The organism is Desulfovibrio sp. SGI.169 (assembly GCF_050313595.1).
Taxonomy (GTDB): domain Bacteria; phylum Desulfobacterota; class Desulfovibrionia; order Desulfovibrionales; family Desulfovibrionaceae; genus Desulfovibrio.
This window is the reverse complement of sequence record NZ_JBNPLS010000014.1, coordinates 1-25,134: the sequence shown is the minus strand read 5'-3', so window position 1 is coordinate 25,134 and position 25,134 is coordinate 1. Positions and strand designations below refer to the sequence as shown.

The 25,134-nt window shown below is 62.3% G+C and carries 30 protein-coding genes and 1 pseudogene; 15 read left to right on the top strand and 16 right to left on the bottom strand.

All coding sequences use genetic code 11. The annotated features are described in order from the left end of the window. Window positions 1–106: 106 nt before the first annotated feature. The 4 genes from ACQRA4_RS08590 (at window position 107) to ACQRA4_RS08575 (ending at window position 2,307) form a co-directional block, all read left to right on the top strand. Window positions 107–718, top strand: coding sequence for a Rha family transcriptional regulator (locus ACQRA4_RS08590; protein WP_427822664.1), 612 nt, complete (start codon window positions 107–109; stop codon window positions 716–718). Beyond that, window positions 711–974, top strand: a complete 264-nt coding sequence (locus tag ACQRA4_RS08585) for a hypothetical protein (protein WP_427822663.1) — start codon at window positions 711–713, stop codon at window positions 972–974. The genes ACQRA4_RS08590 and ACQRA4_RS08585 overlap by 8 nt, the downstream gene beginning before the upstream one ends. 408 nt (window positions 975–1,382) lie before the next feature. Further along, window positions 1,383–2,006, top strand: coding sequence for a Rha family transcriptional regulator (locus tag ACQRA4_RS08580; protein WP_427822662.1), 624 nt, complete (start codon window positions 1,383–1,385; stop codon window positions 2,004–2,006). Beyond that, window positions 1,999–2,307 carry a hypothetical protein gene (locus tag ACQRA4_RS08575; RefSeq protein ID WP_427822661.1) on the top strand — a complete coding sequence of 103 codons (309 nt, stop codon included), beginning with the start codon at window positions 1,999–2,001 and terminating at the stop codon, window positions 2,305–2,307. The genes ACQRA4_RS08580 and ACQRA4_RS08575 overlap by 8 nt, the downstream gene beginning before the upstream one ends. Before the next feature lie 269 nt (window positions 2,308–2,576). Here the strand turns inward: ACQRA4_RS08575 and ACQRA4_RS08570 are convergent, their stop codons facing one another. The 14 genes from ACQRA4_RS08570 to ACQRA4_RS08505 all read right to left on the bottom strand — a co-directional run bounded on the left by ACQRA4_RS08570 (window position 2,577) and on the right by ACQRA4_RS08505 (window position 12,287). Next, window positions 2,577–3,722, bottom strand: coding sequence for a PBECR2 nuclease fold domain-containing protein (locus tag ACQRA4_RS08570; RefSeq protein ID WP_427822660.1), 1,146 nt, complete (start codon window positions 3,720–3,722; stop codon window positions 2,577–2,579). Between the two features lie 2 nt (window positions 3,723–3,724). Continuing rightward, the gene (locus ACQRA4_RS08565) at window positions 3,725–5,215 is read right to left on the bottom strand and encodes a phage portal protein family protein (RefSeq protein WP_427822659.1); all 1,491 of its coding nucleotides are present in this window, start codon (window positions 5,213–5,215) and stop codon (window positions 3,725–3,727) included. After that, entirely contained in the window at window positions 5,215–6,606 is a 1,392-nt protein-coding gene (locus ACQRA4_RS08560; protein WP_427822658.1) for a terminase large subunit domain-containing protein, read from the bottom strand. The genes ACQRA4_RS08565 and ACQRA4_RS08560 overlap by 1 nt, the downstream gene beginning before the upstream one ends. Continuing rightward, window positions 6,606–7,166: a phage protein Gp27 family protein gene (locus ACQRA4_RS08555; RefSeq protein WP_427822657.1), complete on the bottom strand. Its 561-nt coding sequence runs from the start codon at window positions 7,164–7,166 to the stop codon at window positions 6,606–6,608. Before ACQRA4_RS08555 ends, ACQRA4_RS08560 begins: the two co-directional genes overlap by 1 nt. A gap of 8 nt (window positions 7,167–7,174) precedes the next feature. Then, window positions 7,175–7,471, bottom strand: coding sequence for an ArsR family transcriptional regulator (locus ACQRA4_RS08550; protein ID WP_427822656.1), 297 nt, complete (start codon window positions 7,469–7,471; stop codon window positions 7,175–7,177). Window positions 7,472–7,474: 3 nt separating this feature from the next. Continuing rightward, on the bottom strand, window positions 7,475–7,858 hold the full coding sequence (locus ACQRA4_RS08545; protein ID WP_427822655.1) for a hypothetical protein: 384 nt from the start codon (window positions 7,856–7,858) through the stop codon (window positions 7,475–7,477). Then, window positions 7,855–8,121 (bottom strand): hypothetical protein, encoded by a 267-nt coding sequence (locus ACQRA4_RS08540; RefSeq protein WP_427822654.1) that lies wholly within the window; start codon window positions 8,119–8,121, stop codon window positions 7,855–7,857. The genes ACQRA4_RS08545 and ACQRA4_RS08540 overlap by 4 nt, the downstream gene beginning before the upstream one ends. Before the next feature lie 97 nt (window positions 8,122–8,218). Continuing rightward, the gene (locus ACQRA4_RS08535) at window positions 8,219–8,584 is read right to left on the bottom strand and encodes a hypothetical protein (protein ID WP_427822653.1); all 366 of its coding nucleotides are present in this window, start codon (window positions 8,582–8,584) and stop codon (window positions 8,219–8,221) included. After that, window positions 8,581–9,255, bottom strand: coding sequence for a hypothetical protein (locus tag ACQRA4_RS08530; protein ID WP_427822652.1), 675 nt, complete (start codon window positions 9,253–9,255; stop codon window positions 8,581–8,583). Before ACQRA4_RS08530 ends, ACQRA4_RS08535 begins: the two co-directional genes overlap by 4 nt. Continuing rightward, entirely contained in the window at window positions 9,255–9,575 is a 321-nt protein-coding gene (locus tag ACQRA4_RS08525; protein WP_427822651.1) for a hypothetical protein, read from the bottom strand. Before ACQRA4_RS08525 ends, ACQRA4_RS08530 begins: the two co-directional genes overlap by 1 nt. A 168-nt stretch (window positions 9,576–9,743) precedes the next feature. Next, entirely contained in the window at window positions 9,744–10,103 is a 360-nt protein-coding gene (locus ACQRA4_RS08520; RefSeq protein WP_427822650.1) for an ASCH domain-containing protein, read from the bottom strand. Then, window positions 10,090–11,160: a hypothetical protein gene (locus ACQRA4_RS08515; protein WP_427822649.1), complete on the bottom strand. Its 1,071-nt coding sequence runs from the start codon at window positions 11,158–11,160 to the stop codon at window positions 10,090–10,092. The genes ACQRA4_RS08520 and ACQRA4_RS08515 overlap by 14 nt, the downstream gene beginning before the upstream one ends. Further along, window positions 11,142–11,705 (bottom strand): ATP-binding protein, encoded by a 564-nt coding sequence (locus tag ACQRA4_RS08510; protein WP_427822648.1) that lies wholly within the window; start codon window positions 11,703–11,705, stop codon window positions 11,142–11,144. Before ACQRA4_RS08510 ends, ACQRA4_RS08515 begins: the two co-directional genes overlap by 19 nt. Before the next feature lie 6 nt (window positions 11,706–11,711). Continuing rightward, window positions 11,712–12,287: a helix-turn-helix domain-containing protein gene (locus tag ACQRA4_RS08505; protein ID WP_427822647.1), complete on the bottom strand. Its 576-nt coding sequence runs from the start codon at window positions 12,285–12,287 to the stop codon at window positions 11,712–11,714. 355 nt (window positions 12,288–12,642) lie between these two features. Between ACQRA4_RS08505 and ACQRA4_RS08500 the strand changes: the two genes are divergently transcribed. The 11 genes from ACQRA4_RS08500 (at window position 12,643) to ACQRA4_RS08450 (ending at window position 20,113) form a co-directional block, all read left to right on the top strand. Then, window positions 12,643–12,861, top strand: a complete 219-nt coding sequence (locus ACQRA4_RS08500) for a DNA-binding protein (protein ID WP_427822646.1) — start codon at window positions 12,643–12,645, stop codon at window positions 12,859–12,861. Window positions 12,862–12,930: 69 nt separating this feature from the next. Then, on the top strand, window positions 12,931–13,137 hold the full coding sequence (locus ACQRA4_RS08495) for a hypothetical protein (RefSeq protein ID WP_427822645.1): 207 nt from the start codon (window positions 12,931–12,933) through the stop codon (window positions 13,135–13,137). Window positions 13,138–13,139: 2 nt separating this feature from the next. Next, window positions 13,140–13,886 carry a DUF1937 family protein gene (locus ACQRA4_RS08490; protein ID WP_427822644.1) on the top strand — a complete coding sequence of 249 codons (747 nt, stop codon included), beginning with the start codon at window positions 13,140–13,142 and terminating at the stop codon, window positions 13,884–13,886. A 2-nt stretch (window positions 13,887–13,888) separates the two neighbouring features. Then, window positions 13,889–14,203, top strand: a complete 315-nt coding sequence (locus ACQRA4_RS08485; RefSeq protein ID WP_427822643.1) for a helix-turn-helix domain-containing protein — start codon at window positions 13,889–13,891, stop codon at window positions 14,201–14,203. Between the two features lie 11 nt (window positions 14,204–14,214). After that, a complete protein-coding gene (locus ACQRA4_RS08480; RefSeq protein WP_427822642.1) occupies window positions 14,215–15,237 on the top strand; it encodes a hypothetical protein in 1,023 nt (340 codons plus the stop codon). A gap of 4 nt (window positions 15,238–15,241) precedes the next feature. Next, window positions 15,242–17,050, top strand: coding sequence for a hypothetical protein (locus tag ACQRA4_RS08475; protein ID WP_427822641.1), 1,809 nt, complete (start codon window positions 15,242–15,244; stop codon window positions 17,048–17,050). Further along, the gene (locus ACQRA4_RS08470; protein WP_427822640.1) at window positions 17,038–18,216 is read left to right on the top strand and encodes an AAA family ATPase; all 1,179 of its coding nucleotides are present in this window, start codon (window positions 17,038–17,040) and stop codon (window positions 18,214–18,216) included. Before ACQRA4_RS08475 ends, ACQRA4_RS08470 begins: the two co-directional genes overlap by 13 nt. A gap of 35 nt (window positions 18,217–18,251) precedes the next feature. Continuing rightward, window positions 18,252–18,779 (top strand): host-nuclease inhibitor Gam family protein, encoded by a 528-nt coding sequence (locus ACQRA4_RS08465; RefSeq protein ID WP_427822639.1) that lies wholly within the window; start codon window positions 18,252–18,254, stop codon window positions 18,777–18,779. Between the two features lie 9 nt (window positions 18,780–18,788). Next, on the top strand, window positions 18,789–19,289 hold the full coding sequence (locus ACQRA4_RS08460) for a gp16 family protein (protein WP_427822638.1): 501 nt from the start codon (window positions 18,789–18,791) through the stop codon (window positions 19,287–19,289). Then, window positions 19,279–19,596 carry a Mor transcription activator family protein gene (locus ACQRA4_RS08455; protein WP_427822637.1) on the top strand — a complete coding sequence of 106 codons (318 nt, stop codon included), beginning with the start codon at window positions 19,279–19,281 and terminating at the stop codon, window positions 19,594–19,596. The genes ACQRA4_RS08460 and ACQRA4_RS08455 overlap by 11 nt, the downstream gene beginning before the upstream one ends. A gap of 211 nt (window positions 19,597–19,807) precedes the next feature. After that, window positions 19,808–20,113: an HU family DNA-binding protein gene (locus ACQRA4_RS08450; protein ID WP_427822636.1), complete on the top strand. Its 306-nt coding sequence runs from the start codon at window positions 19,808–19,810 to the stop codon at window positions 20,111–20,113. Between the two features lie 202 nt (window positions 20,114–20,315). On the opposite strand, the gene ACQRA4_RS08445 is transcribed toward ACQRA4_RS08450, so the two are convergent. Together ACQRA4_RS08445 and ACQRA4_RS08440 are read right to left on the bottom strand one after the other, a co-directional pair. Continuing rightward, a complete protein-coding gene (locus tag ACQRA4_RS08445; protein WP_427822635.1) occupies window positions 20,316–21,314 on the bottom strand; it encodes a condensation domain-containing protein in 999 nt (332 codons plus the stop codon). A 58-nt stretch (window positions 21,315–21,372) separates the two neighbouring features. After that, window positions 21,373–25,134, bottom strand: a pseudogene (locus tag ACQRA4_RS08440) (non-ribosomal peptide synthetase); the annotation flags it as partial.

The following is a 25,134-nucleotide window of genomic DNA, read 5'->3' as shown; positions in this document are numbered from 1 at the left end:
ATACAATACCGGGCAACCGGGAATACGCCCGCCGTCTCACAGCGGTGTTTAGCTCCCGGCCCTCGCCATTGTGGCGGGGGCCAATAAACAACCTGTGAGGTGTCCCATGTCCCAGCTTTCCATGCCCTCCGCTCCCGACATTCGGTTCCACACCCTGGGCGCCGCGCCCGCCGTGCTCTCCACCGAAGTGGCCCGGCACTTCCAGAAACGGCATACCCACATCCTGCGCGAAATCGACCGTTTGCGGTCTATCCTGCCGAAATCATTTACTGCGCCCAATTTTGGGCTGAGTGAATATCAGGACAGTACGGGCCGCTCTGTCCGCGCCTTCCTCCTCACCCGCGATGCCCTCTCGCTCCTCGTCATGGGCATGACGGGCAAGGCGGCCGTCATGTGGAAGCTGCGCTACATCGAGGCGTTCAACGCCATGGAGGCGGCCCTGCGGGAACAGCGGCCGCATGCCGAGCCTCCCGCGGCGCTTGAGGGGCGGCTCAGGGCTTCCTACCTCGACGGCCTGCGCGAGGGGCGGCGCCTTGCCGCGCGGGCGGACCGGCTGCGCCTTCTGGAGCGCGCGCTCCGCTATCGCCGTTTGGGCCTGACCAACCGCGACATTGCCCGCCTTCTTGACATCGCCCACCAGCGCGTGAGCGACCTGTTCGCCCACGGGCGGCGCCTGGGCATCGACACCCCGGCCATGAAGGAGGCATGCCATGCGTGAGGAACAGACGCGCCCCGTCACGGAAATGCCTGATGGCGTGGAAGATGGCATAAGCCATGCCGCCACACTGCTGCGCTTTCTGGAGGAGACCGCCGGGAACTACGGCACGCGTCTGGCCACGCCGGCCTGCACGGGCGAAAACGGCTACAGCGTGGAAGGCTGGGCGGGCATGAGCCTTGTCCTCGCCCATGCGCGCCAGGGGCTGGAAAGCCTTATCGCCGACCCGCCGGAAAGCGGTAGCGGACGCCGGGCGTAGGCCGTCTCCGGCATTTGACGTTTTCCAAAAAACCGCTATTCTCTTTTCAAGGCTGTGTATCAGCTCAGAATCCCCCCCGCAGGGGGAACTCCGCCCCGGCTAGTTCCGGGGCGGTTTTATTTCCGGCCATTGCAACGAGCGAAATAGTATTGCGCTCCGTGCAATAATCCTCTAGAGTTTGCCCACGGAGCTTAACAACTCCCTACGAGCGGACGCCGCTCTTTCGCCATTCCGCGAGTCGCGGCGCCTTTTCATTTTCCCCTCTGGGGACACGTCCCGCGCATCAGCCGGGAGTGGGCTAATACAATACCGGGCAACCGGGAATATGCCCGCCGTCTCGTAGCGGTTGTTAGCTCCCGGCCCTCGCCATTGTGGCGGGGGCCAATAACAAACCCTACGAGGTGTCCCATGTCCCAGCTTTCCACGTCCTCCGCTCCCGACATCCGTTTCCACACCCTGGGCGCAGCGCCCGCCGTGCTCTCCACCGAGGTGGCCCGGCACTTCCAGCGGCGGCACAGCCACATCCTGCGCGAGATCGACCGTTTGCGGTCTATCCTGCCGAAATCATTTTGTGAGCCCAATTTTGGGCTGACATCCAACGATGTTCCGGGCCCAAATGGAGGCATCCGGCAAGAAAAAGCCTACCTTCTCTCCCGCGATGCCCTCTCGCTACTGGTCATGGGCATGACGGGCAAGGCGGCCGTGCTCTGGAAGTTGCGCTATATCGAAGCCTTCAACCGCATGGAGGCGGCCCTGCGGGAACAGCAGCCGCATGCCGAGCCTCCCGCGGCGCTTGAGGGCCGGCTCAGGGCTTCCTACCTCGACGGCCTGCGCGAGGGGCGGCGCCTTGCCGCGCGGGCGGACCGGCTGCGCCTTCTGGAGCGCGCGCTCCGCTATCGCCGTTTGGGCCTGACCAACCGCGACATTGCCCGCCTTCTTGACATCGCCCACCAGCGCGTGAGCGACCTGTTCGCCCACGGGCGGCGCCTGGGCATCGACACCCCGGCCATGAAGGAGGCATGCCATGCGTGACGCGCCGAGCTATCCCGTCACCGATGCCGCCGACAGGCTGGACACAGTGAGCAATAACCCCCTCATCGCCCCGGAGGAACACCCCGTGGACAACATTGCCTCCATCGCCACAATACTCCGCTTTCTGGAGGAGACCGCCGGGAACTACGGCACACGTCTGGCCACACCGGCCTGCACGGGCGAAAACGGCTACAGCGTGGAAGGCTGGGCGGGCATGAACGCCATCCTCGGTCTGGCTCGTCAGGGGCTGGAAAGCCTTATCGCCGACCCGCCGGAAAGCGATAGCGGAGGCCAGGCGTAGGCCGTCCCCGGCATTTGACGTTTTTCCAAAAACCGCTATTCTGTTTTCAAGGCTGTGTATCAGCTCATGAATCCCCCCCCGCAGGGGGAACTCCGCCCCGGCTCACACCGGGGCGGTTTTATTTCCGGCCCCAGACCAGGATGCCCGCGCGGCCTGGCGCGCATGGCCCTTGATATTTTTCAAAAATTCGTTATCTTTTTTTCAAGGCTGTGTATCAGCTCTGAATCCCCCCAAAGGGGAACTCCGCCCCGGCTCAAACCGGGGCGGTTTTATTTCCGGCCCCAGACGAGGATGCCCGCGCGCCGCTTCTGCTCCTCACGGCTGCGACTGCTGGCGATGGCCGTCACGTCGACAAGCTCCCCTTTGCAGAACTCGGCCACGAACCAGCTATACAAGCCTTTGCCGAGCGAGAACGCCTTGATGTAATGGCGCCGCAGTTCCACGCGGCCCGTGCGCTTGTCCCGGTAGGGCATGAGCCAGATCTCAAAGGGGTCTTCGATGATCTCCGGGATGAGGGGCACCAGCGGGGCGCGGTCAGGCTTGAGGTGGTTGCCGAGGCTCTGGGCCGTGATGCCCACCGTGAGGGCGTCCGGCCCGGTGAAAATTCCGGCCTGGCCACCGAGCATTTTTTCCACAGCGGCCCGCACGGCGGCGCGGCCTTCCGCCGCCTGCCCCGGCGCGGCCCTTGGCTTGTCCAGCGGCACGGCTTCCGGGCGGCCATAGGTCTCATACGTGCGGCTTTGGATGAGCGGTTCCCATTCCGCGTTTTCCGGCCCCGTGGAGACGCGCGAGGCCATGCCCACATTGTAGGCCCACTCCTCCGGGATGTCGCCGGGAGAGGTCGGCACATCCGTGGCCTCTTTCCAGCCGTTGCGGCGCATCTGGCCCGCGCTCACGCCCACCACCGTGCAACGGCAGCCCCAGCCGTTGGGCGGGTAGTGCGTTTTCCAGAACTCGTGGTCGATGGGCAGGATGAGGCCGTGCCACTGGGAATGCTCCGGCCGTTTCTTCGCGTCCTGCACCTGCTGGTACATGAGCCAGGGCCGCGCCTCGCGCTCGGCCACCAGATTTTCCCAGTGGCCCGCCATGTAGCTGGTGCGCAGGTTGGTATTGATGATGACCCGGCTGCGCCAGCCCGGTTCGCCCCTGTATTGCCAGCCGTGGGCCTTGACGATGCGCTCGAAATCCGCCCGGAAGTCCCGGGCAGACCTGCCGCTCTCCATGTAGCCGAGGATGGTTTTGTGGAGGTCGGCCAGCAACGCGTCGTTGTTGGCGCCGGCCACCATGAACGCCTTGGCGTGGCACTCTCCGGCAAGATCGCGGTAGGTCGTGACCGGCACGCGCACCTTGCGCCGGAAGTGGTCAATGGCCTCCCGGAAGGGCGTGTTCGTTGCCGTGACCTGCGCTTCGGGCATGGCTATTCTCCGGCGCGGCCGGCGAGATGCGCCGCGAGCAGCGCGCCGGAAACAATGTCGGCGAGGCCGTCAAGCTCCCTGGGGCCGCCGGGAATATTCAGCGCCAGCACGCGCTCGGCAAAGTCCGCCAGGCTCCCGCCCTGGGCGATGGTTTTGTCCAGTTCCTCCCGAATGGCGTCGATCATGGCGCTTTGCGGCGCATCGGTCAGGGCTTCCGCCTGCCGCGCCAGCATGTCGCTGTACTGCCCGTCGTTCGCCGCGGGCGGCTCGACACGTTCCGCAAAGTCCGCGCCTGGCTGCCCCGGCTGGAAGGAAGCGACACTGCGCCGCTGCCAGGCGTCGCCATAGCGGCGCTGGACTTCATCATCCGTCAGTTCCAGGCCCAGATCGGCGATGCCCTTGTCCAGCTCGGCCTGGGCCTTGAGCCTTTCGTTGTCCTCCACCTTGCGCCAGACCTGCGGGGGCTTTGCGCCGGGGAAATTCCACTCGGTCAGCCAGGTTGCAGGCCCGGCATTGAAGCTCTGGCAGAGCAGGTCGGCATCGGCCTTGACCACGCTGGCCGAGATGCCGCTGTGGACTTCCGCCGTGCCGCTGTACTGGCCGATGCGCGAGGTGCCGGGCTGGGAAAGGATGACCTTGGCGATGGCGTCATCCCAGTAGGAGAGAAAATCCTTGAAGTCGCCGCTGCCCTTGCTGGTGCTCTCCACCAGGGCGATGTCAAAGCCCTGGGGCATGGCCACCGCGCCCTCGCTGCGCAGCGCCAGGGCGGCCTCCAGCGCGGCGCGCTTGCGTTTTTCGTTCTCGGCGTCCGATTCGCCCTGTTCATACGTTGCCTTGGTGGTGGGCACGCCGAAGCGGTCCAGATAGGCGGCCCAGAAACGCGCGCCGTTGCGCTTGAGGAAGACCGGCCACCAGAGCATATGCCCCAGCCCTGTGCCGTAGGGGCTGTCGTCATCTTCCGCGCCCCAGGCGGTGAGCCAAAACTTGCGCGGCGGCATGGGGCGGTATTCCGTCCGCACCTTAAGTTTGAGCAGGCCGTCCTTGCCGAAGCCGAAACGCCACGGGGCGCGCACCCGGATGTCCGCCAGGATGACGCGGGCGCCGTCCCGCGCCCAGAGACATTCCGCCACGCCGTAGCCGTAAAGGATGGCGCCGTGCATCTTGCGGCAGACCTGGTCGAATTGCAGGCCGTTCAGGCATTGCCGCAACCAGTCCGCCGCCTCGATGTCCCGCCGGTCCTCGCCGCCGGGAACCACTTCCCATTCCGCCTCCACCAGCTTGTCCTGCCGCTGCTGCATGAGGGCCGCCACCTGGTCGTCGCGGCGGAGCTTCTGATACTCCTTGAGGGAGCCGCCAAGGGAGACAAGAACCGGGTCAGTGCTGGGCAGGATCTCGCCCACGAAAGTGGCGAGATCCAGGGAGCCGTCGGCATGGACGGCGAAGTCGGCCTTTGCGGGAATGGTATTGGGATTATGCAGGATGTCGTCCGGCATCAGAGCCTCCGAAACGTGCCGTCAAAAGAGGAGGGGCTGAGGGGCATGTAGCCCATGTCGGGATCGCGGAAACGCGCGCCTGTTCCGTGCGCCCCCTCGGTCATGCCCAAGCTGCGCGGGGTGGCGTGGTCGGGCATGACGGCAGCCGGAGACGTGGCCGCGCTCACAGCCAGGAAGCAGGCCCAGGCGCGGTCGGCATGACCGCCGGAATCGGAATCCGCCACAAAGCGAGGGCTGCCCGTGGGGCCGGAAACCTTTTGCAGCTTGTGCAGGTCGGCGCGCAGGGCCGTATCGCCCAGGGGGATGCGCAGGCGGCGATCCTCGAACGCCTGCTTGCCCACCGTGGCCAGCGCCAGCTTGTGGGCGGCGGTAAACAGCACGCCCTCCACGCGGCTTGTGCCGTGTTTGCGCCGCGCCTCCTCCACGGGCATCTCGCCCATGCCGGTCTGATCCATGCAGACGCGCAGGACGCGGTAGCGGGCAAGCGCCTCGTCCAGCAGGGCGGCCTGCTCGGCAAAGGTGACGCCCCTGCGGGCGATGACCTCGCGCGTCCAGAGCACGTCGCCCAGGGCTTCCAGCACCCAGATCACAAACAGGTCATGGCGGCGGCCGATGTCCACGCCCACATATGCCGGGCCGCCCGTATAGGCGTCCGGCTGCCCGGCGCGGTCATGCTCGCAGGCCGTGATCAGCTCATACGGCAGCCAGGCGCTGGCCTCATCCCGCCACTGCAACTCGTATTCCTGCGCCCAGGCGTCCGGGTCTCCGCAGCCTTCGCGCAATTCGTCGATGTCCCGCGGAAGGCCGTCGGCGACGGCCTGATAAATGTCCACCGTATGCCGGGACCAGACGTCATCCTTGCCGGTCATCAGGTCATAGAACTTGTTGTTCTTGCCGTTGGGCGTGGAGACCACGCGCAGGCGCAGGCCGGGCCGGGAGATGACCGGGAAGAGCGCGGCCCAGATTTTGCGGGAATCCTGATGGAAGGCGAACTCGTCCAGAAAGACGTTGGCCGAAAAGCCGCGCGCCGTGTCGGCATTGGCCGGGAGCGCCGTGACGCGCGAGCCGTGCTTCATGGTCACTTCCAGGCTTTTGCAGCTTGTGGCGTCCGAAAGGCGGAAATCGGTCTCAAAGGCGTCAAAGGCCGCGCCGAAGGCGCGCAGATGAACTTTCAGCCCCTCGTCCATCGCCTCCCTGGCCTGACGTTCGCCGCGGGAGAGGATGACCCAGCGCACCCGGCGCTTTTCCAACTCGGCCCGGATAATGTCCTCGGCGATCTCCAGGGTGGTCGTATAGGTCTTGCCGCTCTGGCGCGAAAACATGCCGATCTTGAAGCGCGCCGGATCGTCCAGCCAGCGCCGCTGGTAGGGGTAGAGGATGGGGCGCGGCATTACGCTTCTCCCCTATATACAGCCCGGATGCGCTCAAAGACCTCGGCGGCGCTCATGTCCCCGGCATCTCCGGCCTGTCCGGCGGCCTGTTCCACAGCCTCGCGCATGCGGCGTTCCTCTTCGCGCCGCGCGTCCTCCCGCACTCTGGTCATGTAGTCCTGGGTGGCGCGGGCGGCCTGGGCGCGCTCCTTGACGGCACGGGCAAGGCCGCGCAGTTCCTCCACCTCCGGTACAGCCTCCGGGTCATCCAGGCGGCGCAGCATGTAATCCGTGGTAAGGGTGGTCAGCATCTGGATGAGCGCGTCGCCGCTCTTGCCCGTGGCGGCCTCGGCGCCCATGCGCTCCATGATGGCCTCGGCCATGTTGCGCGATTCCCGCAGACGCGCGGCCACCTTGTCCACCCGCTGCTTGTAGCGGCCGAGGCCGGAGCGCGACACATCCGCGCCCAGGGCCTTGAGGTGTTCGGTGATCTCGTCGAGCGTGTGCCCGGCGTCCAGCATGGCATGCAGTTGCTCGCGCAGGGCTTCCGGCAGGCGGCGAATTTTGGAAGCGCGGCCCATGACGACACCTAGCGGGGCAGCGGACGATCGACGCCCGGATGTGCGGCAACGCCGCTGGCCACGTCCGCGCCGCGCGGCGTGATGCGCAGGACCGTCACCGGGATGTCCAGATGCTCCACTGTGGCAAGCCCCTGTTCCGCCAGCCATGCGGCATCGGCTTCCACCGTGTCGCGCGGGACGCCGTGGCCGATGTGGCGCAGGGCCGTCTGCAAAACGCTGGTGTTCATCGAATAGTCCGGCTCGGCCGCCAGAAAACGCAAGATGGCGAGACGCCGGTTACGGGTGATAAGGTCGTGCGTGTTCATTGCTCATTCTCCCATCCGGTCGCGCATCAGCAGCGTCGTCTGGTTTTCGACTCGTTCAAGGATGGCGCGCATGCCGTGCAATGCCTCGGCAAGCCTGCCCTGTTCGCCCTCGATACGCGCCAGCTTGAGCTCGATACCGTGCAAACGCTCATGATCGGGCATAGCCTGGAGCTTGAGCGTCAACTCGCGCATGGCGGCTTCGTGGGTGGCAAGTAATTCGGACATACGTTCCCGCGCCCTGGCCTGCTCCGCGCGTTGCTGGGCGCAATCCTCGCGGGTGACGAACTTGTGGCGCAGGCTCCAGCCAACCCAGACGATGACCAGATTGACGAGGATGGCGGCGAGCCAGCCGAACGCGCGGACAAAATCAAGTACGGCGTCCATCATTCTCCCTCTTCCCGCGTCTCGCCGGGCGGCAGTTGCGCCTCATAGCAGTCCAGGGCATCCTCCAGCCCGGCGATATAGTCGCGCATGACGCGGTCCCGGCGCTTGAGCAGGGCATAGCCCTGTGCGCTCTCCAACAACGCGAGGCCGGAGAGCCGGGGCAGTTCCGGCGTTGCCGGGCGGCCACAGCGCGCGGGCCGGATGATGACCGGCTCCGGGGCGGGCTGTTGCGCCGCAGGGCGGGCGCAGGCGCATAAAAGCAGCATCAGGATGATGCTGGCCGCGCAGCGGGAGCGCAGCCGCAACCGCGCTTGCGGCAAGCGACAGCCCGATCCCGCACAGGACGTGCGGGGCGGGCGTCCTCTAAAGAGGGCGATCAAGAGCAGACAGCAAGGCGCGGCGTGTCGCATCGTCCGGCACTCCCCGGGCTTCCTCCGCGTCCAGGCTGCGAAGGGTCATGTTCTCAAAAATCTGCCGCCACTGGTCGGCATCGGCGCGGGCCGCCGCTTCACGGTCGAAACATGCCTGGGCCTGCGCCGCGAGCGCCTCCTGCCCGGTTTTCATCTGGACATATGCGGCTTTCCAGCGGGCCACTTCCTCCCGCAGCTCCAGCGCTTCGGCGTCCAGCCGGGCGGCGCGCTCCTCGGCCGCATTGATGCGCAGATGCTGGATGGCTATCGTGCCGCCGATGACCATCACGAGCACCAGCGTGAGGATGATGTCCTTCATGGCCGCGCCTCCGCCAGTTCCGCCAGGGCGGCGCGGTAACGCGCCCGCTTTTCCCCCATGACGTTGCGGACATAGGCCCGGTTGATGCCGTAGGGCGACTTGTCGGCATAGGCTTTTCCCATGCCCTTGCGGCTTTTGCGGCTGTGCGTCTCCACATGCCCCGCCCAGCGGGACTGGTCACAGCCCCTGACGCGGCCGCAATAGGCCCGGTCTTGCAAGACGCCGCCCAGGCCGCCGTTGTAGGCCGAGAGCATCATGGCCGCCCTGTCCTCGTCCGTGGCGCAGCCGCGCAGGGCATTCCAGTTGGCGCGGTTTTTAAGGATCAATGCCCGCAACTGGAGGCGCGGATCGTAGCGTTCTTCCCACTTCCACCTTTCAAGAGAGGCGTGGAGCCGCCGCACCTCGTCAAAGGCGTTGAAACGCACCTTGCCCGCAGCGTCATAAGCGATGGTCAACTGTCCGAGGCCAAAGCCATATTCTCGCCTGGTCTTGAGCTCGGTGCGGGGATTCCAGCAACGCTTGTCCTTGAGGCCGTAGCAGGTCTCCTGCTCCACCTGGCCCGCGTAAATGCTCGCGTCGTAGAAGTCCGGCGTATAGGCCAGATGCTCCTCCCAGAGCATGGGCAGGTACAACTGCGCCAGGAGCGGCAGCGCCAGCAATGCGGACGACATCACTTGCCCCAGGCCATGAGGGTGATGAGCAGGCCGAGGATGAGGATGACGCGCGCCAGCACCACCAGGGCCGAGGCCACATTGCCCTCTTCGAGCGCGGAACGGATATGCTGGCTCGTGCGCTGGTAGGGCATCAGGATTTTGGAAAGCATGAGCGCGGCCCCGGCCATGCCGATGACATAGGCCAGATAGCCGGCAAGGCCCAGCGTGGCCGCGGGGTCCGTCACCGCGCCGATGAGGAAGGCGGCGAAGAGCAAAAGCAGGGCGCGGAAATCATAGAGCGGCCGCAGTGTGGCCAGGAGCTTCTTGAAAAGGGACATGGCGCCTCCGTGTTGTGATGTGGCGCGCGGCGCTCGTCAGCACACGGAGCGGGAGAGAGATGTGGTAACGACCGCCGCACGCAGGGCCACCATACGGTGGCCCTGGGGCGGTTTCTTGTAACGGAGGTGAAAAAAATCAGGGAGAAGACAGACTATCAGATTCCCTTATCAAAGATAACGGAAAGACTGTGGCGGCGTGAACTTCTTCCCCCCTGCGTAGGGGTCTTTTGCCTTTGGATATTGCCGTATCTTTCCAATTTCAATGGCTATGGCCTTTGTTTTGCCCTTGAAGTACTCGTAAAAAAATCTCTTGGAGATACCGGCTTTTTCCTTCGTTCGGCACCAAAGGTCGTATGGCTTGCCCTCCAGGATTTGGGCAATCTCGAACTCCCCTACAATCTTTGCCACGGGAGACGTCACATAGACAACGACGGTTGTTACATCGCGCCGAAAAGCCACCTTGCGGAACTCGAATCCCTTTTCGCCGGAAAAAATTTTTTCTGCGAATTCCGGCTTAATAGATAACATAGCCCTCACGGATGCCTCCGAGTTCTAAGATCTTTTTGAACGCGTCGTCCGAGAGAGGCAGGAATCCCATGTAATGCCCCTCACTGGGGTGTGGAACCGCACGCGCTTCGACCAATGACCCGAGCGTGGGACGTCGCGGAAAGGCCAGATTATATGTCATCAATACAGCGTACATTCCAGTTTTTGGATAAAGAGAACGTAGCTTAGCCTCATCAAAAACGCTATATTTTTTGCAGTATGTAATAAACTTTTCGGCAGAGCCAAAGGAGCGCGCCGGTTGGATTTCTTCCACCACACAAAGGGATGTCGCTACTGAGCCATACCAAGCTGGCTTGTTACTGTCTCTTTCCACGCAGCGATAGATGACAAGGCAATCGCCGGAAGAAACTTGGGGAAAGTCCCGATATGCTCCTACATATACTTTATGAATGCCGTTTGTATGGCTTGTGTCCTGGAGCATAGTCGGACGTTCCGTTCTTAAGATTGAATCCGGGAAAAGGTCTGTGTGGTAATCTGCGTAAATGGACATCATCCATTTTTTATGCCCTCTGCTATCCACAATGGGATAGTCTAGGAGCAGGTTGCCCGTCAACTCTCGCATATCCTTGACATAAACGTCTTCCGTGCCGTTGGGGCCAGGTTTCGTTCCCCGTTTCGTGAAACCGAAGGTTTCCAGAATGCGGATAAGCGGTTCATGCTCAGGAAAAATCGTAAGATAGGCAACGGGCAGTCCTTGGGCCAGGGCCGTATCCACAATGATTTTGACAAAACGCTCCCCCAGCTTTGTGCCGTGGGCATCCACCTTAAATGTCCCCACCTTAAGGCAGGCAGGAACGTCCAGAGGTGGTTCAATATCCGTGATTGGCCCTTTCTCCGGCTTGAGGTACAAGAAAGCATGCAAGCCACCAGATGGGGAGTAGGAAACGTAGGCATCTTCGTCCGCCTTCCGGGCGAACCAGTCCGGGAATTCATTATAGGCCCCTTTCAGGCTTTCAAAAAAGGGGTCATCAATATTTACGTCTTTAAACTTCTTCACGCTTATAACTGGCTCGGACATACCCCCCCCAAGTTTTGAGTTAAGTCCTTTACTACCTTATTTAGACTTTCTTCACTGCCATCTATCGCACGAAAGAGACAACGTAAGCTTTCTGCCACTGTTTGAGCATGGGCACGTTCGGCTTTCCTATGCCTAGATAGTAACTCAAGAGCAGGGTGCTTCCCATCCCGCCTTTCAAGTTGTTCCGCAATTTTCTTCACAGCAACATCCAGAAAAATCAACGCGCAAACATCAAGGCTTTGAAAAATTTGTTTATCTATGGGGACGGGGACACCTCCCGGATCGAGAATAGTGGCATGACCGTCAAGAATTATGACAGGACATTTTTCATGGATTTCGTTGACAGCCTCAATGAGGGTTGCTTGATTTTGGTCACTGTTGCTAACGCGTTTTTCTCCGGTTGCTGTCGGAAGTGCGGCGGGGGTCTTTTTTCTGATGAGGTCACTTGAGGAAAAATGCGGCAGGCCGATACGTTCCGATAATTTCCTCCCAAAAGTCGTTTTCCCCGCCCCATGTATTCCACAAATGAATATCACCGACATCATGCCCTCCTATTCCCGTTCAGGCAGTCCATTTTGCGCTATATCCGTCATGGGTGGAGCGACCATCCCGGCAAGCTCAAACGCCTTGAGCCGGGCGCGCAGATCCTTGTTTTCCTGCACCAGTCTGGCGAACAGAGCGTCATCATTCGGTCTGCCTTCCTTGGCCTGGTTCAACTGGTTTTTCAGGCGCTCCACCTCCACGCGGAGATCACCGTTTTCGCGCAAGAGAGCAGCATTTTCGTGCAATGTGCGTATTAAATCTGTTTCGCAACCTCCGACGTCGGAGGCCGAATATTCTTTTATTTTATTTATTTCAGTAGGTTGAAGTTTTTTATTCTCACCACAATCTCCGACCGTCGGAGGTTGTGAGATATACTTTGGCCCTTGTCCGTTGATAAGCCATTCCTCAGAGACGCCTTCTCCATCTAGAATTTTGCGTATAAAATTATTATCTGGAATCCTCTGATTTTTTTCATATCGGATAAGACTCTGTTCATGGATACCGTATTGGCGGGCAAAAGTGACCCTAGACCGCCGCCCCCGTATTTCAAAAAGTCTGTCTCCAAAGTTTTCTGGAAAAGCCATACCTACCGCCTGGATAATTTTTTTATATTTTTTCTTGACGTTTTCGTTATGTGGATATAAAAATTATCCATGACGTCCGCCGATTTCCGCCGACATTTTTCTTTTTCCTACAGGAAGGCGGACGGCGGCACAAGACGGCGGAGCGCATAATTTTCCAGCGGCCACTTGCCGCCGCTCCCGCGACCGTGGAGACCCCGGAGGGCATCGACCGGGCAAGGCGCAACGGCGAATTCGGCTTCCTACCTCGGCCGGACGTTCCCCGGCACGGCACAGCATAGGCTGTCGTCATCCGTAAGGCTCGAAGACTCGCCAACGGCTGACGCAAGCCGGGGCCCACAGACAACAAGGAGGACACATGGCCAGGAAAAAGCGGCTGCGGACGCCTGACGAGGCGCGGCGCGAACTGGAGGCCCAGGGCCTCACCATTGCCGGCTGGGCGCGGGCCAATGGCCTGCGGCCCCGACACGTCTATGACGTGCTCTCCGGGCGCAACCGCGGCAAGTTCGGGACGGCGCACGACATAGCCGTGCTGCTGGGCATCAAAACAGGCGAGGCAGAGCGGGAGGCCGTGTAATGGCCGAGAAAAGAAACGGCGGCACCCGCTGCAACAGACACCGCCATCCAAAACACGGGAGATGAATCCATGTTTGAAAGAACTGATAGCAGGCCCAGAGAAGAAAGGCAATACGATTCGCCGCTGGCGCAAGACCTAGTGGCCCGCGCGGACGACCTTGCGGAGCTTGCCGGGCGCGTTGATGAGGGAGTGTGGCTGGAGGTTCGGCTTATCCGGGGCCAGTTGCTGGGCCTGGCCGGACAGGTCAACGGGCTGTTGATCCCGGAGGAGGCGTAGGCATGCGTTTGTGCAATCCCGATTGCCTTATCGAGTGGCGCGAAGTGGAGCCGCCCAGGTTCAAAAAGGACTATGTGGGCAAACTGGCGCGCGTGGCCAGGTTCCCCCGTCACTGTCCCGAAGGGCCGCGCCTGCCGCCGGACTGGGCCGTGTGCGCCATCGCCCGCCGCGGCAACGATTACGGCGGGGGCGAGTTCCAACTGACCGTTGAATGGCGCTGCCCGACCTGTGACCGGCCCCATGAAGGGTTTATCCCGGAATCTGACCTGAACTCCGGGAACCTCCGGTTTGTGGAACCTGTCGGCCTGGCGGACGCCACGCAGGCCCTGGATATGGACCGCCCGATCCTGCTCTATCTGGCCACTTCCTACAGTCACCCGGAACCCGCAAAACGCGCGGCACGCGCGAATCTTGCCAGCGAGTGCGCGGCATGGCTCATGCGGGCGGGCTGGAGCGTGGTTTCGCCGCTCTCCATGGGGCATGCCATCATCAAGGCCGACGGGGAGCCCGGAGACCTGGCAGGCGATTTCCAGGTATGGCGCGAGCCGTGCCTGCGGATGCTGGAAATGTCCGACGCCCTGGTGGTGCTCATGCTGGACGGCATCCGCGAGAGCGTGGGCGTGGCCGCCGAGCTCGACCATGCCCGCAGGCTCGGCCTGCCCTGCAATCAGATCAGGCTGCCCGGCGAGGAGGCCGCGAACAAGGGCGAGCCCTTTGAGGTAGTGGCGCGGCCGAAGTGGTGGAGGTAGGCATGGTGCAAAAAACGGATAATGCCGCCGTGCGGGCGCTCAGGATCACCGAGGCCCTCTTCCGCGCCGTGCTGGACGGCATGAGCAACAAGGAGATCGTCAGCGCCACGGGATATTCCGGCGCCAACGTCTGCCGCGACCTCCGGACACTGGAAGAGGCGGGCTGGGTCCGCAAACTGGACAACGGCCGCTGGGCCATCAGCGAGAAGCCGGTGGCGCTGATGAAGATGTATCAACTGTATATGAGCGATCTGGCCGAGCGCGGGCGCAACTTTGAAATGCGCGTGACGGCCCAGGCGCGCCAGATGCTGCCGTAAGGAGTGATGCAATGAATGACCTGCCCAATATCACCATCGAAACCGCCGCGCCCCGCCGCGGGCGCAGGCCGCTGGACGCGGCCCCTGATGATTCCCGCAACGCCGAGGCCGCGCTTGCCGAACAGGCGGCCGCGCCGGTGGTGGCTGACCTGCGGGCACAGAGCCTGACCATGCCCAAGGCGGAACTGGCGCAGAGTCTTTCCCTCGCTCAAGGGCTAGGCATGTTCCAGGCGTTTGACCTGATAAGCCAGTTTACAGGCCTCGCCCGGCTCAAGTGGCTGGCCGAGCGCAAACAGAGCGGAGATTACAAAGGTATTACTGTCACGGATCGCCATGGACAGAGCCTTCACCTTAATACGTTTGAGGATTTATGCTCTTATATTGGCCTGTCACGCGGCAAGGTCTATGAGGATCTCCAAAACCTCACCCTTCTCGGCGAATCCTTCATGGCTACAGCCGAGACCCTCAATCTCGGCTACCGCGATCTGCGCCTGCTGCGGCAAGGCATCGCGGAACTGCCGCCCGCGGAGCGCGAGGCCATCCTGGCCGAAGTGGACGCCGCCGACGGCCCGGAGGCGATGAAGGACAAACTCGCGGAACTGAAGCTGGAACTGGCCAGGGCCAAGGTCGAAAAAAAGGAGATGGAGGAAACGCTGGCCGCCAAGGAAAAGGTCAGCAAGGACAAGGGCGAGCGTCTGGACGCTCTGGAGGAAAAGATCAACCGCCTGACCAGCATGGCCCCGGACGATCAGCAAAAGGCCTTGAACGACATCAACGCTGGGGCGCGGGAAGGTGTGGATAAAAAGTATCAGCAGGTTTTTCTGGCTGTCGTGGAACTCATCGGCCATTGTGCCACCATGCTGACCGACGACCGCATCACGGAGGAATCCTGCGCGTATGTGCACGAGAGAGTCGGCCAGCTCATGGATACCGTGGCGAATATGGTGTTGAGAGCCGGCATTGATGTCGACCTGCGGGCGCGCTTTGAACTGCCCGGCGAAGACGAGCCGCGGGCCGGGAACGGAGCGGAGTAGCGCCATGCCGCTTTCCGCCGCCCAGCAGAGCTATCTGCACGATCTTGCCCAGGCGCTTGCCGCCGCCCCGCCCAGCGGCGGCGAGCGCGCCGCCCTGGTGGCGCGGGCGGCGGAGACTCTGGGGCGGAGCAGCAAAACCGTCTATGCGCTGCTGAACCGATACACGGGCTGGCGCAGCGGCCGCAAGACCAGGGCGGACAAGGGAGAGACCTGCGTCAGCGCGGAGCTTGCCATGCTGGCGGGCGGCCTTGTGCATTTGGGTCAGCGCCAGGGCGGCAAGCGCATCACCACCATCACGGCGGCGCGGGAACGCCTGGCGGCCAACGGGCTGGGCGTTGTCGACGCCGAAACGGGAGAGGTGACCATGCCAAGCAAGGAGACGCTTTCACGGGCCATGCGCAGGCATTGCTGCCATCCCGACCAACTCGGCGCGGCGCGCCCGGCGGTGGAGATGCGCAGCCTGCATCCGAATCACGTCTGGGAACTGGACGCCTCGGTCTGCGTCCTCTACCGCATGCGCGGGCAGGATGCCGTGCGGCTCATCAATGAGCGGGACTATAACGCGCACAAGCCCGGCAAGCTCATAGAAATCGCGGGGCAGCGCATCATCCGCTATGTGGTGGCCGACCACTTCAGCGGCTGCCTGTTCCTGCATTATGAGCAGGCAAAAGGCGAGGACGCGCGCGGCGTCATTACCACACTGGTGGAGGCCATCAGCGACAGGGGGCCGCGTGACCCCATGCACGGCGCGCCGCTGCGCCTCTTCATGGACAAGGGCAGCGGCAACAAGTCCTCTCTGGTGGTGCAGTTCCTGCGCGATCTGGAGATAGAGCCGCTCTGGCACGAGGCGGGCAACGCCCGCGCCACCGGCGCCGTGGAAGTGGCGCAAAACCTTGTGGAGACCGGATTCGAGAGCCGATTGCGCTTCATGGATACGCCGTCGCTTGCGGAATTGCAGGCGCAGGCCGACCGCTGGCGGCGGCATTTCAATGCCCACGCCATTCTCACCAGGGCGCGCAAACCGCGCAACCAGCTTTGGGTGGGCATCACGGACACGCAGTTGCGGACGGTGGAGCGCCCGGTGCTGGAGGCCATTGCCCACTGGCAGGACGAGCGCCGCCAGATCGACAACCGCTTCCGCATCAGTGTGGACACGCGCTCGCATGGCGTCCGGGAATATGACCTGCGCGAGCTCGGCTATCACGGGCTTTCCTCCGGCGACAGCGTGACCGTGCGGCTCAATCCCTTCCGCGCCCCGGCCGTCATGGTCATCAAGGCCATGCCGGACGGGACGGAACTGCGCTTTGAGGTGCCGCCCATTGAAAAGGACGAGGCTGGGCGGGACATCACGGCCCCGGTCATCGGCGAGGAGTACCGCCGCCTGCCGCGGATCGCCGCCGAGCAACGCCTCCAGGAGATCAAGAAGCGCGCCTACGGCACGGACGATCTGGAAGAGGCCGAGCGGGCGCACAAGGCCCGCAATCGGCAGCCCTTTGCGGACATGGACGCTATGGCCGATGTGCGCGAGGCCCCGCAGTACCTGCGGCGCTCCGGCCGTGCCCTGGACGTGGAAGGCAAGACCGCCGCGCCTGTGCCGCTCAATCGGGCGCAGGCGGCAAATCGGCTGATGGAGATGTGCGGCGAGGCGTGGGCGGCGGATCCGGTGGGCTGCAATGACCTGATTCGGGCGCGCTATCCCCGGCAGGTGCCGGAATCCGCCCTCCCGGAACTCGCGGAGGCCATCATGGCCCGCTTCGCGCCGCGGGCGGCTACCATCACGCATTTTGACGGAGGCATGGCATGCGCCAACTGAAGATGCTGCTGTCGGAAATGGGCGTGGGACAGAGGGCGGTGGCGAGGGACACCGGCCTGCCCGTGACCACTATCAACCGGCTCTGCAACGGGCGGCCTACTCCCCGGCACTGGGCCGCCATCCGGGCCAAGCTCGCCGCGTGGCTGCGAGAACGCGATGTTGCCCCTGAAAGGATCGAGTCCGCGCTGGCCGAATCCGCCCGAACAACCGTCACGGCTTCCGCTCCGGCGCCAGGTTCTCCAGTACAAGCACAAACCGACACGGGAGATGATGAAATGATATTGCGGAAACAGCTTTTGACCGCGCGGGCGCGGCAGCATTTCAAGCTCATGCGCGATCCGTTCGACGATCCGCAAAGCCCGGAGGATGTCTATTTTTCGCCGGAAAGCCGCTATGTGCGCGAGTTCATGTATGACGCGGCCACCAACGGCAATTTCATGGCCGTTGTGGGTGAATCCGGCTCCGGGAAGTCGACCCTGCGGGAAGACCTGATCGAGCGTCTGCGGGCAGACGGCGACGGAGTGGTCATCATCGAGCCCTACACCTTGAGCATGACCGGCGGCCGCGACGGCAAGCCTATGGTGGCCCGGCATATCGCGGAGGCCATCATTGCCACGCTGGCGCCGGGGACTACCATCCCGCGCAGCCAGGAAGTGCGGGACAGGCGGCTCCATCAGATACTGAAGGAATCCAACCGGGCCGGGATGCGCCATGTGCTGATCATTGAGGAGGCGCATGACCTGAACGCCCATACCCTGAAATGCCTCAAACGTTTCTGGGAACTGAAGGACGGCATGAAGCGCCTGCTGTCCATCATCCTCATCGGCCAGACCGAGTTGATGGACAAGCTCGGCAGCACACAGAGCGATGTGCGGGAAGTCGTGCAGCGTTGCGTTCCCGTTCGCCTGGAACCCATCAAGAAGCCCGCCGAATTTCTGGAGCACCGTTTCAGCCGCGCGGGGGCCGATATTCACAGCGTATTCGAGGACGAGGCCCTGGAGGCGTTGCGGGACAGGCTGATGGTGGCGCGCGACAGATCAGGCCACGGCGTGTACATGGGCTATCCGCTGGCCATCAGCAACTACGCCACGGCGGCCATGAACCTGGCCGCGGGCATGGGGGAACGGCTGGTCACGGCAGATGTCGTGCGGCAGGTGCGCGCATAGCGATGGGGCTTTGATTTATAACTCTGGGAGGCATTATGAAACGCGTTAAACCCGTACCGCAGATTCCCGCCATCTCCACGCTGGAGGACGCCGACGCCGTTCTCGCGGAAATCGCCGCGTCCCGCCGCGCCATCGACCTTGCCGAGCTTTCCCTCAAGGAGGGCGTGGCCGAGCTCAAAGCCCGCTGCGCCCAGGAGTGCGAGCCGCACCGGCAGCGCATCGCCGAGCGCGAACAGATTCTTGTCCAGTTCGCCCAAAACCGCAGGGAGGAGCTTTTCAAGACGCGCAAGTCGCTTGTGCTCGACTTCGGCACCATCGGCTTCCGCTCCTCCACATCCGTCAAACCTCTCAATCGCAAGTTCACCTGGGAGCGCATCCTTACCCTCATTCAGGACAGGGGCCTCGACGCCGTGCGCATCAAGCAGGAAGTGGACAAGGACAAGCTCCGCGCCTTGCCCGCCGACATGCTGGCCGAGGTGGGCTGCAAGCTCGCGCAGTCCGATGACTTCTTCTACGAGCTCAACGAGGCGGAACTGGCCGACACATCGACCGTACCCGCATAGGAGTCCGCAATGTCCAGGCTCATCGGCATGATCCATGTGGCCAAGATTCAGCTAGGCTTGGATGATGACACCTATCGCGCCTTGCTTATCGACCTCACGGGCAAGGATTCCTGCTCAAGAATGACGCCGAAGGAACAATGGCGCGTCATTGAAGAGATGAAGCGCAAGGGCTTTCAAAAGAAGCCCACGCACAAGGGCAAGCGCCTGATCAGTGATCCGCAGGCGAAGAAGATACGCGCGCTCTGGCTGACAATGGCAGACTGCGGCATCGTGCGCGACCGTTCGGAAAAGGCGCTTGCCTCCTGCATGCGGCGCTTCACGGGCCGCACACTGGAGGATGCCACCGTCAAACAGTGCCAGGCCATGATCGAAATCCTGAAACAGTGGTTTGACCGCTGTGACGATCCAAAGAAACGCGCGGTCTGTCTTTCCATCCTTCAGGATGAAAATCCGCCGCCAGTCCTTGACGGCAATCTGGTCACAGAGGCGCGCAATGGGCGTGTTCAGTGACCGTGCGGCGGAGATTCTGGAAACGATTGCCGCCATCGTGGATCAGGAGGCAAGCAAAGGCGTTCAGGGGCTGGGCCGTCGCGTCACGGACATTATTGCCGACACTTTCGGTGGCCAGCAGGTGTACTTTCCTTTCGACCGCAAACGCAGGAATGCCCGCATCTACGCCGCTTTCAAAGGCGATAACGTCCACGAGCTTGCGGCCCGGTACAGGCTGTCCACAAAGCAGATCTATGAGATCGTCAACAAGGAACGCATGCGCCGGCGACAGCGGCAGGCTTCCCTGCCGGGCGTGAGGATGACATGAACGTAAAATGCGGTAAAATTGCTCTGGATGATCAACATATCATGCTTGCCATCAAGTTCCGCTGATGAGGCCAACTATTCGTTACAGGTGGCGGTTGACAGCCGTCTGAATCCCATAAGGGATAAGCTCATGGAGAGATTAAGGAAGGCTATCAGTCTGGCGTTGGGAGCGGTTTTCTTGGAACTGGAAACAAAAAGGAAGGGAAACAGCAATGACCAAAGCAGAACTCATCAATGAACTGACACACACCGTGCGGGAGTCCGGGAGGAACATTGTCAAGGCTGATACCGAGGTATTTCTGGCCGCCTTGGGAATGATCGCGCAGCAGGCACTCGCCAGCGGTGACTCCGTGCCGCTGACGGGCATTGGCAGACTGGAAATCAAAAAACGCCGCGCCCGGCAGGGGCGCAATCCCCGCACGGGCGAGACGCTGGAAATTCCGGCCTGCATCGTGCCCGTATTCCGGGCCAGCGGGGAGCTCAAGGCAGCCGCTAAGGGCATGTCGGCTCCGGCCTGACGAATGGAAAAGAATGAGAAAAGGCGGGGATCGTCCCCCGCCTTTTCATTACACAGTGTGTAATCCCATTACAAACGCCGTTCCGATATATCCCGCCTTTTCCCGACTTATCCCGCAATTTCCTTCAGAGTTATTACGTCACGGTTCACGACGCTGACGTTCGGATTGCTTTCCGGCCGGTTTTTGCCCACCTCTTCAAAGTTCAGGACGGTTGCGCTTCCTCCGGGGCAGATGTCGCCGCTTCCGCCGTCTGTGATGATGAAACGCGCCCCGCTGTCTTCCAGCACATGGGAGATGCGTTCTGCGGGATATTCAGGATCAAGCGGAATATAGGCCCCCCGGCCTTGAGAATGCCCAGCATGGCCACAATGATTCTGCCTGTGCGGGGCAGCGCGAAGGCCACGCGCTCCTCGGGCTGAAGCCCCAGGGCCAGCAGGCCATGCGCCAGACGGTTGGCGGCGGCATTGAGAGCCGCATACTCATATCTTCCCTCATCCGCGACAAGTGCCGCGCGATGGGGCCACCGCGCCGCCTGGGCTTCAAATTTGCGGTGCAGCGCCATTTCATCCAGGGGGAAGCTCGTATCGTTGATGCTTTCCAGAAGCTTCTCCTGTTGCGGAGAAACGAGGGAGAGGGTTCGCACGGGTTCATCAGGCCGGGCCAGGATGCCCGCCAATGCCATGCCCAGCGTGTCGGCAAAGCGATCCATGATCCAGGCCGAATAGAGCGCGCTGTCATACTGCACCGCGAAAACAGGTTTGCCGTCTCGCTCTTCCACATGGATCGAAAGATCAAATTTGGGTTCCGGCATGGCCAGGGGCGTCATGACCGCCGCCTTGCCGTCAAACTGCGCCGTGGCGGCTATGCCCAGTTCGCAGGCGTACATGATGTGGGGGGCAAAGCCGTATTCCTCGCAAACCGACGCATAGGGATATTCTTCGTGGACAATGGCTTCGTTCAGACTGCCCTGCACGGAGCGGACATAGGCCATCCTGCTCATGTTTTCGCCCAGGCTGACGCCCAGGGGAACCGTTTGGACGAACATCCCGATCGTGGCGCGCAGGCGGGGGTCGCTCCTTCCGCTGCTGATGGCGGAGAGCCACGCATCGTTGCCCTGCGTCCAGCGGCAAACGGCATAGCACACGGCGGCGAAACAAAGGGCCGCCTGCGTGAACCCATTGGCCCGGCAGAAGTTTTCCATGGCCTCCCTGTCCAGCGGCTGAACTGTTTCGGCCAGTTTGCTCCGCTTTTCCTGGAGGGGAAGATCGGGGGGGGATTTGACTGGCGGCCTCAAAATTCTGAAACAGGCCGCTGATCCATTCTCTGTCTTTCTGCCGTTGCTCTCCGTTTTCCTGGGCTGCCGCCTGCAGCGCCCAATCCCGCATTGAGAGTTTTTCGAGAAGCCTTGGAGGCAGAGCGCCGGTTTCATAGCAGACAGCCAGGGAATGCAGCAAAATATCCAGCGATGCGCCATCAAAGACCAGATGATGGGCATCCCAGAGCAGGGTGACGCCTTTGCCGCTGTCAATGACTTCCGCCCTCCAGAGCGGCCCCTTGAACATGTCGAACGGGCGCGCGAATGATGCGCGGCGATGCGCGATTTCGGCAGTTTCGGCATGAAGGCACGGTATCTCCACCTGCTGACGCAACGGAACGGCGCATACGCGGCCGTCAAGGGTCTCCACGCGCACATTCAGGGCGTCATGGGCGGCAACCACCGCCCGGAGCGCCTCTGCAAGCCGCGCCGCATCAACGCCCGACGGCAAGTCGAGACTGAAAGGCACATTGTAGGCAAGCGTGTCGGGGCGCTTCACGCAGTCAAAATAAATGCCGAGCTGGTTGGCGGCCAAAGGCCATGGCGCATTGTCGCCGGCGGGCGTTTCAGGCGTGTCCTGCGGCGCGGCCTGCCCTTTTGCGAGCAAGGAGCGGATAAGCGCATTTTCAATGCCCAGCGGCGTAGGGTCGGCCATTATCTCCCGTACGGCTGGAGCGGCCCCAAAGCGCTCATCGAGCAAGGCCGCAAGCCTTATCGCGGAAAGAGAGGCAAGCCCGGCTCGCAGCAGGTTTGAACACCGGCTGAATTGCGTATGACCGAGGACGGCGGCAACAACCTCGCGCACCGCGCCTGTAAGCAGGTTTTCAGGCTGCGCGGCGCATTCCGCAGGGGCGTCCGCCGCTGGCGCCGCAAAATCCGGGGGCGGCAATCTTCTGCGGTCAACCTTGCCATTGGGATTGAGAGGAATCGCCTCAAGCTGTGTAGTGGCGGACGGAATCATATACGGCGGCAGCTCTTCCGCGATGAAGGCGTCAAGGCGCTCGGCATCAAGCTTTTTGCCATCGCGCATGACAACATAGGCCGCGGCGCATTTCCCCCCTCCCGGGGCATCCACGGCCACGACTGCCGCATCCTCCACATCTGGATGCTGGCGGATGCGGCCCTCTATTTCCGTCAGTTCCACGCGAAAGCCGCGTATTTTGACCTGGAAGTCCCTGCGGCCCATGAAATCCAGATTTCCGTCCGGCAACAGGCGGGCCATGTCGCCGGTATGATAGATGTGTTCATAGCCTGGCCGGTTGTCGAAGGGGTTGGGCGTAAATTTTTCCGCTGTGAGATCCGGGCGGTTCAGATAGCCCAGAGCCACCTGTCGCCCGGCGATGCAGAGTTCCCCCGCGGCGCCCACGGGCGCCAGTCTGCCCTGTTTGTCCACTATGTAAAGGCGCATGTCGTCCACTGGCCTTCCCAGCGGCACACGGTCATAACGTCGCGACATGCGGAAGATGGTGGTGATTATCGTGCATTCCGTTGGCCCGTAGGCATTATCGAAAGCGAAATTTTTCGGCGGATCCAGCGGCGTCAGCGTTTCGCCGCCTGTGACCAGCGCGCGAAGCCCGGTGTTGACCATGCTTGCCGCGAACTGGCGGCCCAGCTGGGTCGTGAGGAAGGCCAGCGTCACGCCGTATTTCTCAAAACACGAGTTCAGGCCGGGCAAATCGAGCCGCATTTCTTCGGGAATGATCTGGATGCAGGCCCCCTGGGCAAGCGCGGGGTACATGTCCATCAGGCAGGCGTCAAAGCCGAAGCTGGCGTAGGCGGCCACGACGTCAGCCGGCGTCAGTTCGTAATGGCGCGCATACCAGTTGCAGAATGTCGCAAGGTTGGCGTGCGAAATCATAACGCCTTTGGGCTTTCCGGTAGTGCCCGACGTATAGATGAGGGTCAGCAGGTCGCCAGGCAGCGGCGCAGGCGGCAAATCCCCCTTCTCCAAAGCGGGCGAATGGGCGCGCGTGGCGAGTATTTCGTCCGCGTCCATAATTGCGCCCCTGAATCCGGGAACCTTGTCGAGCAAATCATGATCGGCGATAAGCAAATCGGCCCCGGAATCGGCCAGCATGTATTCCAGTCGCTCCGCCGGATAACTGGGGTCCAGCGGCAGATAGGCCGCGCCGCATTTGAGAACGCCCAGGGCCCCGACCGGCATCATGAGGCCGCGCTTGACGATGACGCCGGCGACCCGGCCCCTGCGCAGGCCCCTGTCTGCCAGCCTGCGGGCGAGGAGGTCGCTGAGACTGTCAAGACCGGCATAGGTGAGAAAATCGTCGCCAAGGGCTGCCGCACGGCGTTGCGGATGCTTCCGGGCCATGTCGCGGAAGGCGTCCACAACGGTCTTGCCGGATTCCGGGCCTGTATCCCTGCCCGCGAAATCTTCCAGAATCTGGCGGCGTTGCGCTTCGGTAAGTTCGGAAGCATCGGCGAGAGTCATGTCGTTGCCGGCGATAATGCGTTCCAGGACGGCCTTGTAATGCTCCAGCATGCCTTCCGCGATTTCCCGGTCATAGAGATCCGTGGAATAAAGCAGCTTCATTTGCAATGCGTCCCCGCAATGCCGCAGCTCCAGGGTGAGGTCCATGGGCAGCGCCTGGAGAGGCAGGGGGAAAGCGGTCATGCGCAAACCTGACGCCCCCGGATCGGGGCAGGAGGTTTCTTCAAGATAATTGACCAGCACGTCAAAGATGGGCGCGCGGGCAGAGCTGCGGTCCGGGGCGAGCAACGGGACAAGACTTGAAAAGGGGCAGCCGCTGTTGGCCCGCACTTTCTCAACAAGTTCGCCTGTTTTGCGTATATGCTCATGCAGCCCCGCCCCCGCCGCGATATGCAGGCGCATGGGCAGGATATTGACAAACATGCCCGGCATGGCGACCGTTTCAGGCAGATGGCGGCAGTTCATGGCCGCCCCCAGGGTCACGTCATCGTTTCCGCAATATTTGCCGAGGGTCAGCGCCAGCGCGGACAGCATCACGGCATAGGGCGTAACGCCAAGCATTCGCGCGCGCTGTTCCAGCCCGGTGAAAGAAACGGCGCGGTTGGCAGAGGCGTTGGGACAGGGCAGTATCTCCGGGCGTGAGGGAACTGTGGGCATTTCGTTTTCCGGAACGCCGTCCGCGAACATGCTTTTGAAAAAGTCCGGGGCCGGTTCCGGTTCGCTTGCCTGGAGCACGGCAAAATCCAGGTAATCGGGGCGAACCGTTTTTGCCTCTTCCGGCAGAGCGCCATTGGCGTACGCCTGCATGAGGGTCGTGAGCAAAGGCTCGACGCTCAGGCCATCCACGATGATGTGGTGGAAAAGGAAATGCAGTATGTGCCGCTCCGGCCCGATTCTGAAAACAGTCACGCGGAAAAGCGGCCCGTGGCCCAGGTCAAATGGCGTATTGCGTTCCTTTATGCGCGCTGGCGCTTCCGCTTCCGCGCAGCTCTCCAGTTCAAAGGGCATCTCCATGTCTTCTGGAAGAAGACAGCGGACATGCGCGCCGTTGCGCAGCGGGTAGAAGGAACGCAAGATGCGGTACTTGCGTGCCAGCACCGCCAACGCCTGTTTCAGGCGCGCGCTCTCCAGCGCCCCTTCCATGAGGAAGGCCAGGTTGACGTTATAGGCCACAGAATCCGGCGTCAGCCCCTGTTCCGTGGCCATCTGGCGCTCGCTGAAGGTAAGCGGCCATTCCTCGCGATCCGGGGCAGGCGTCAG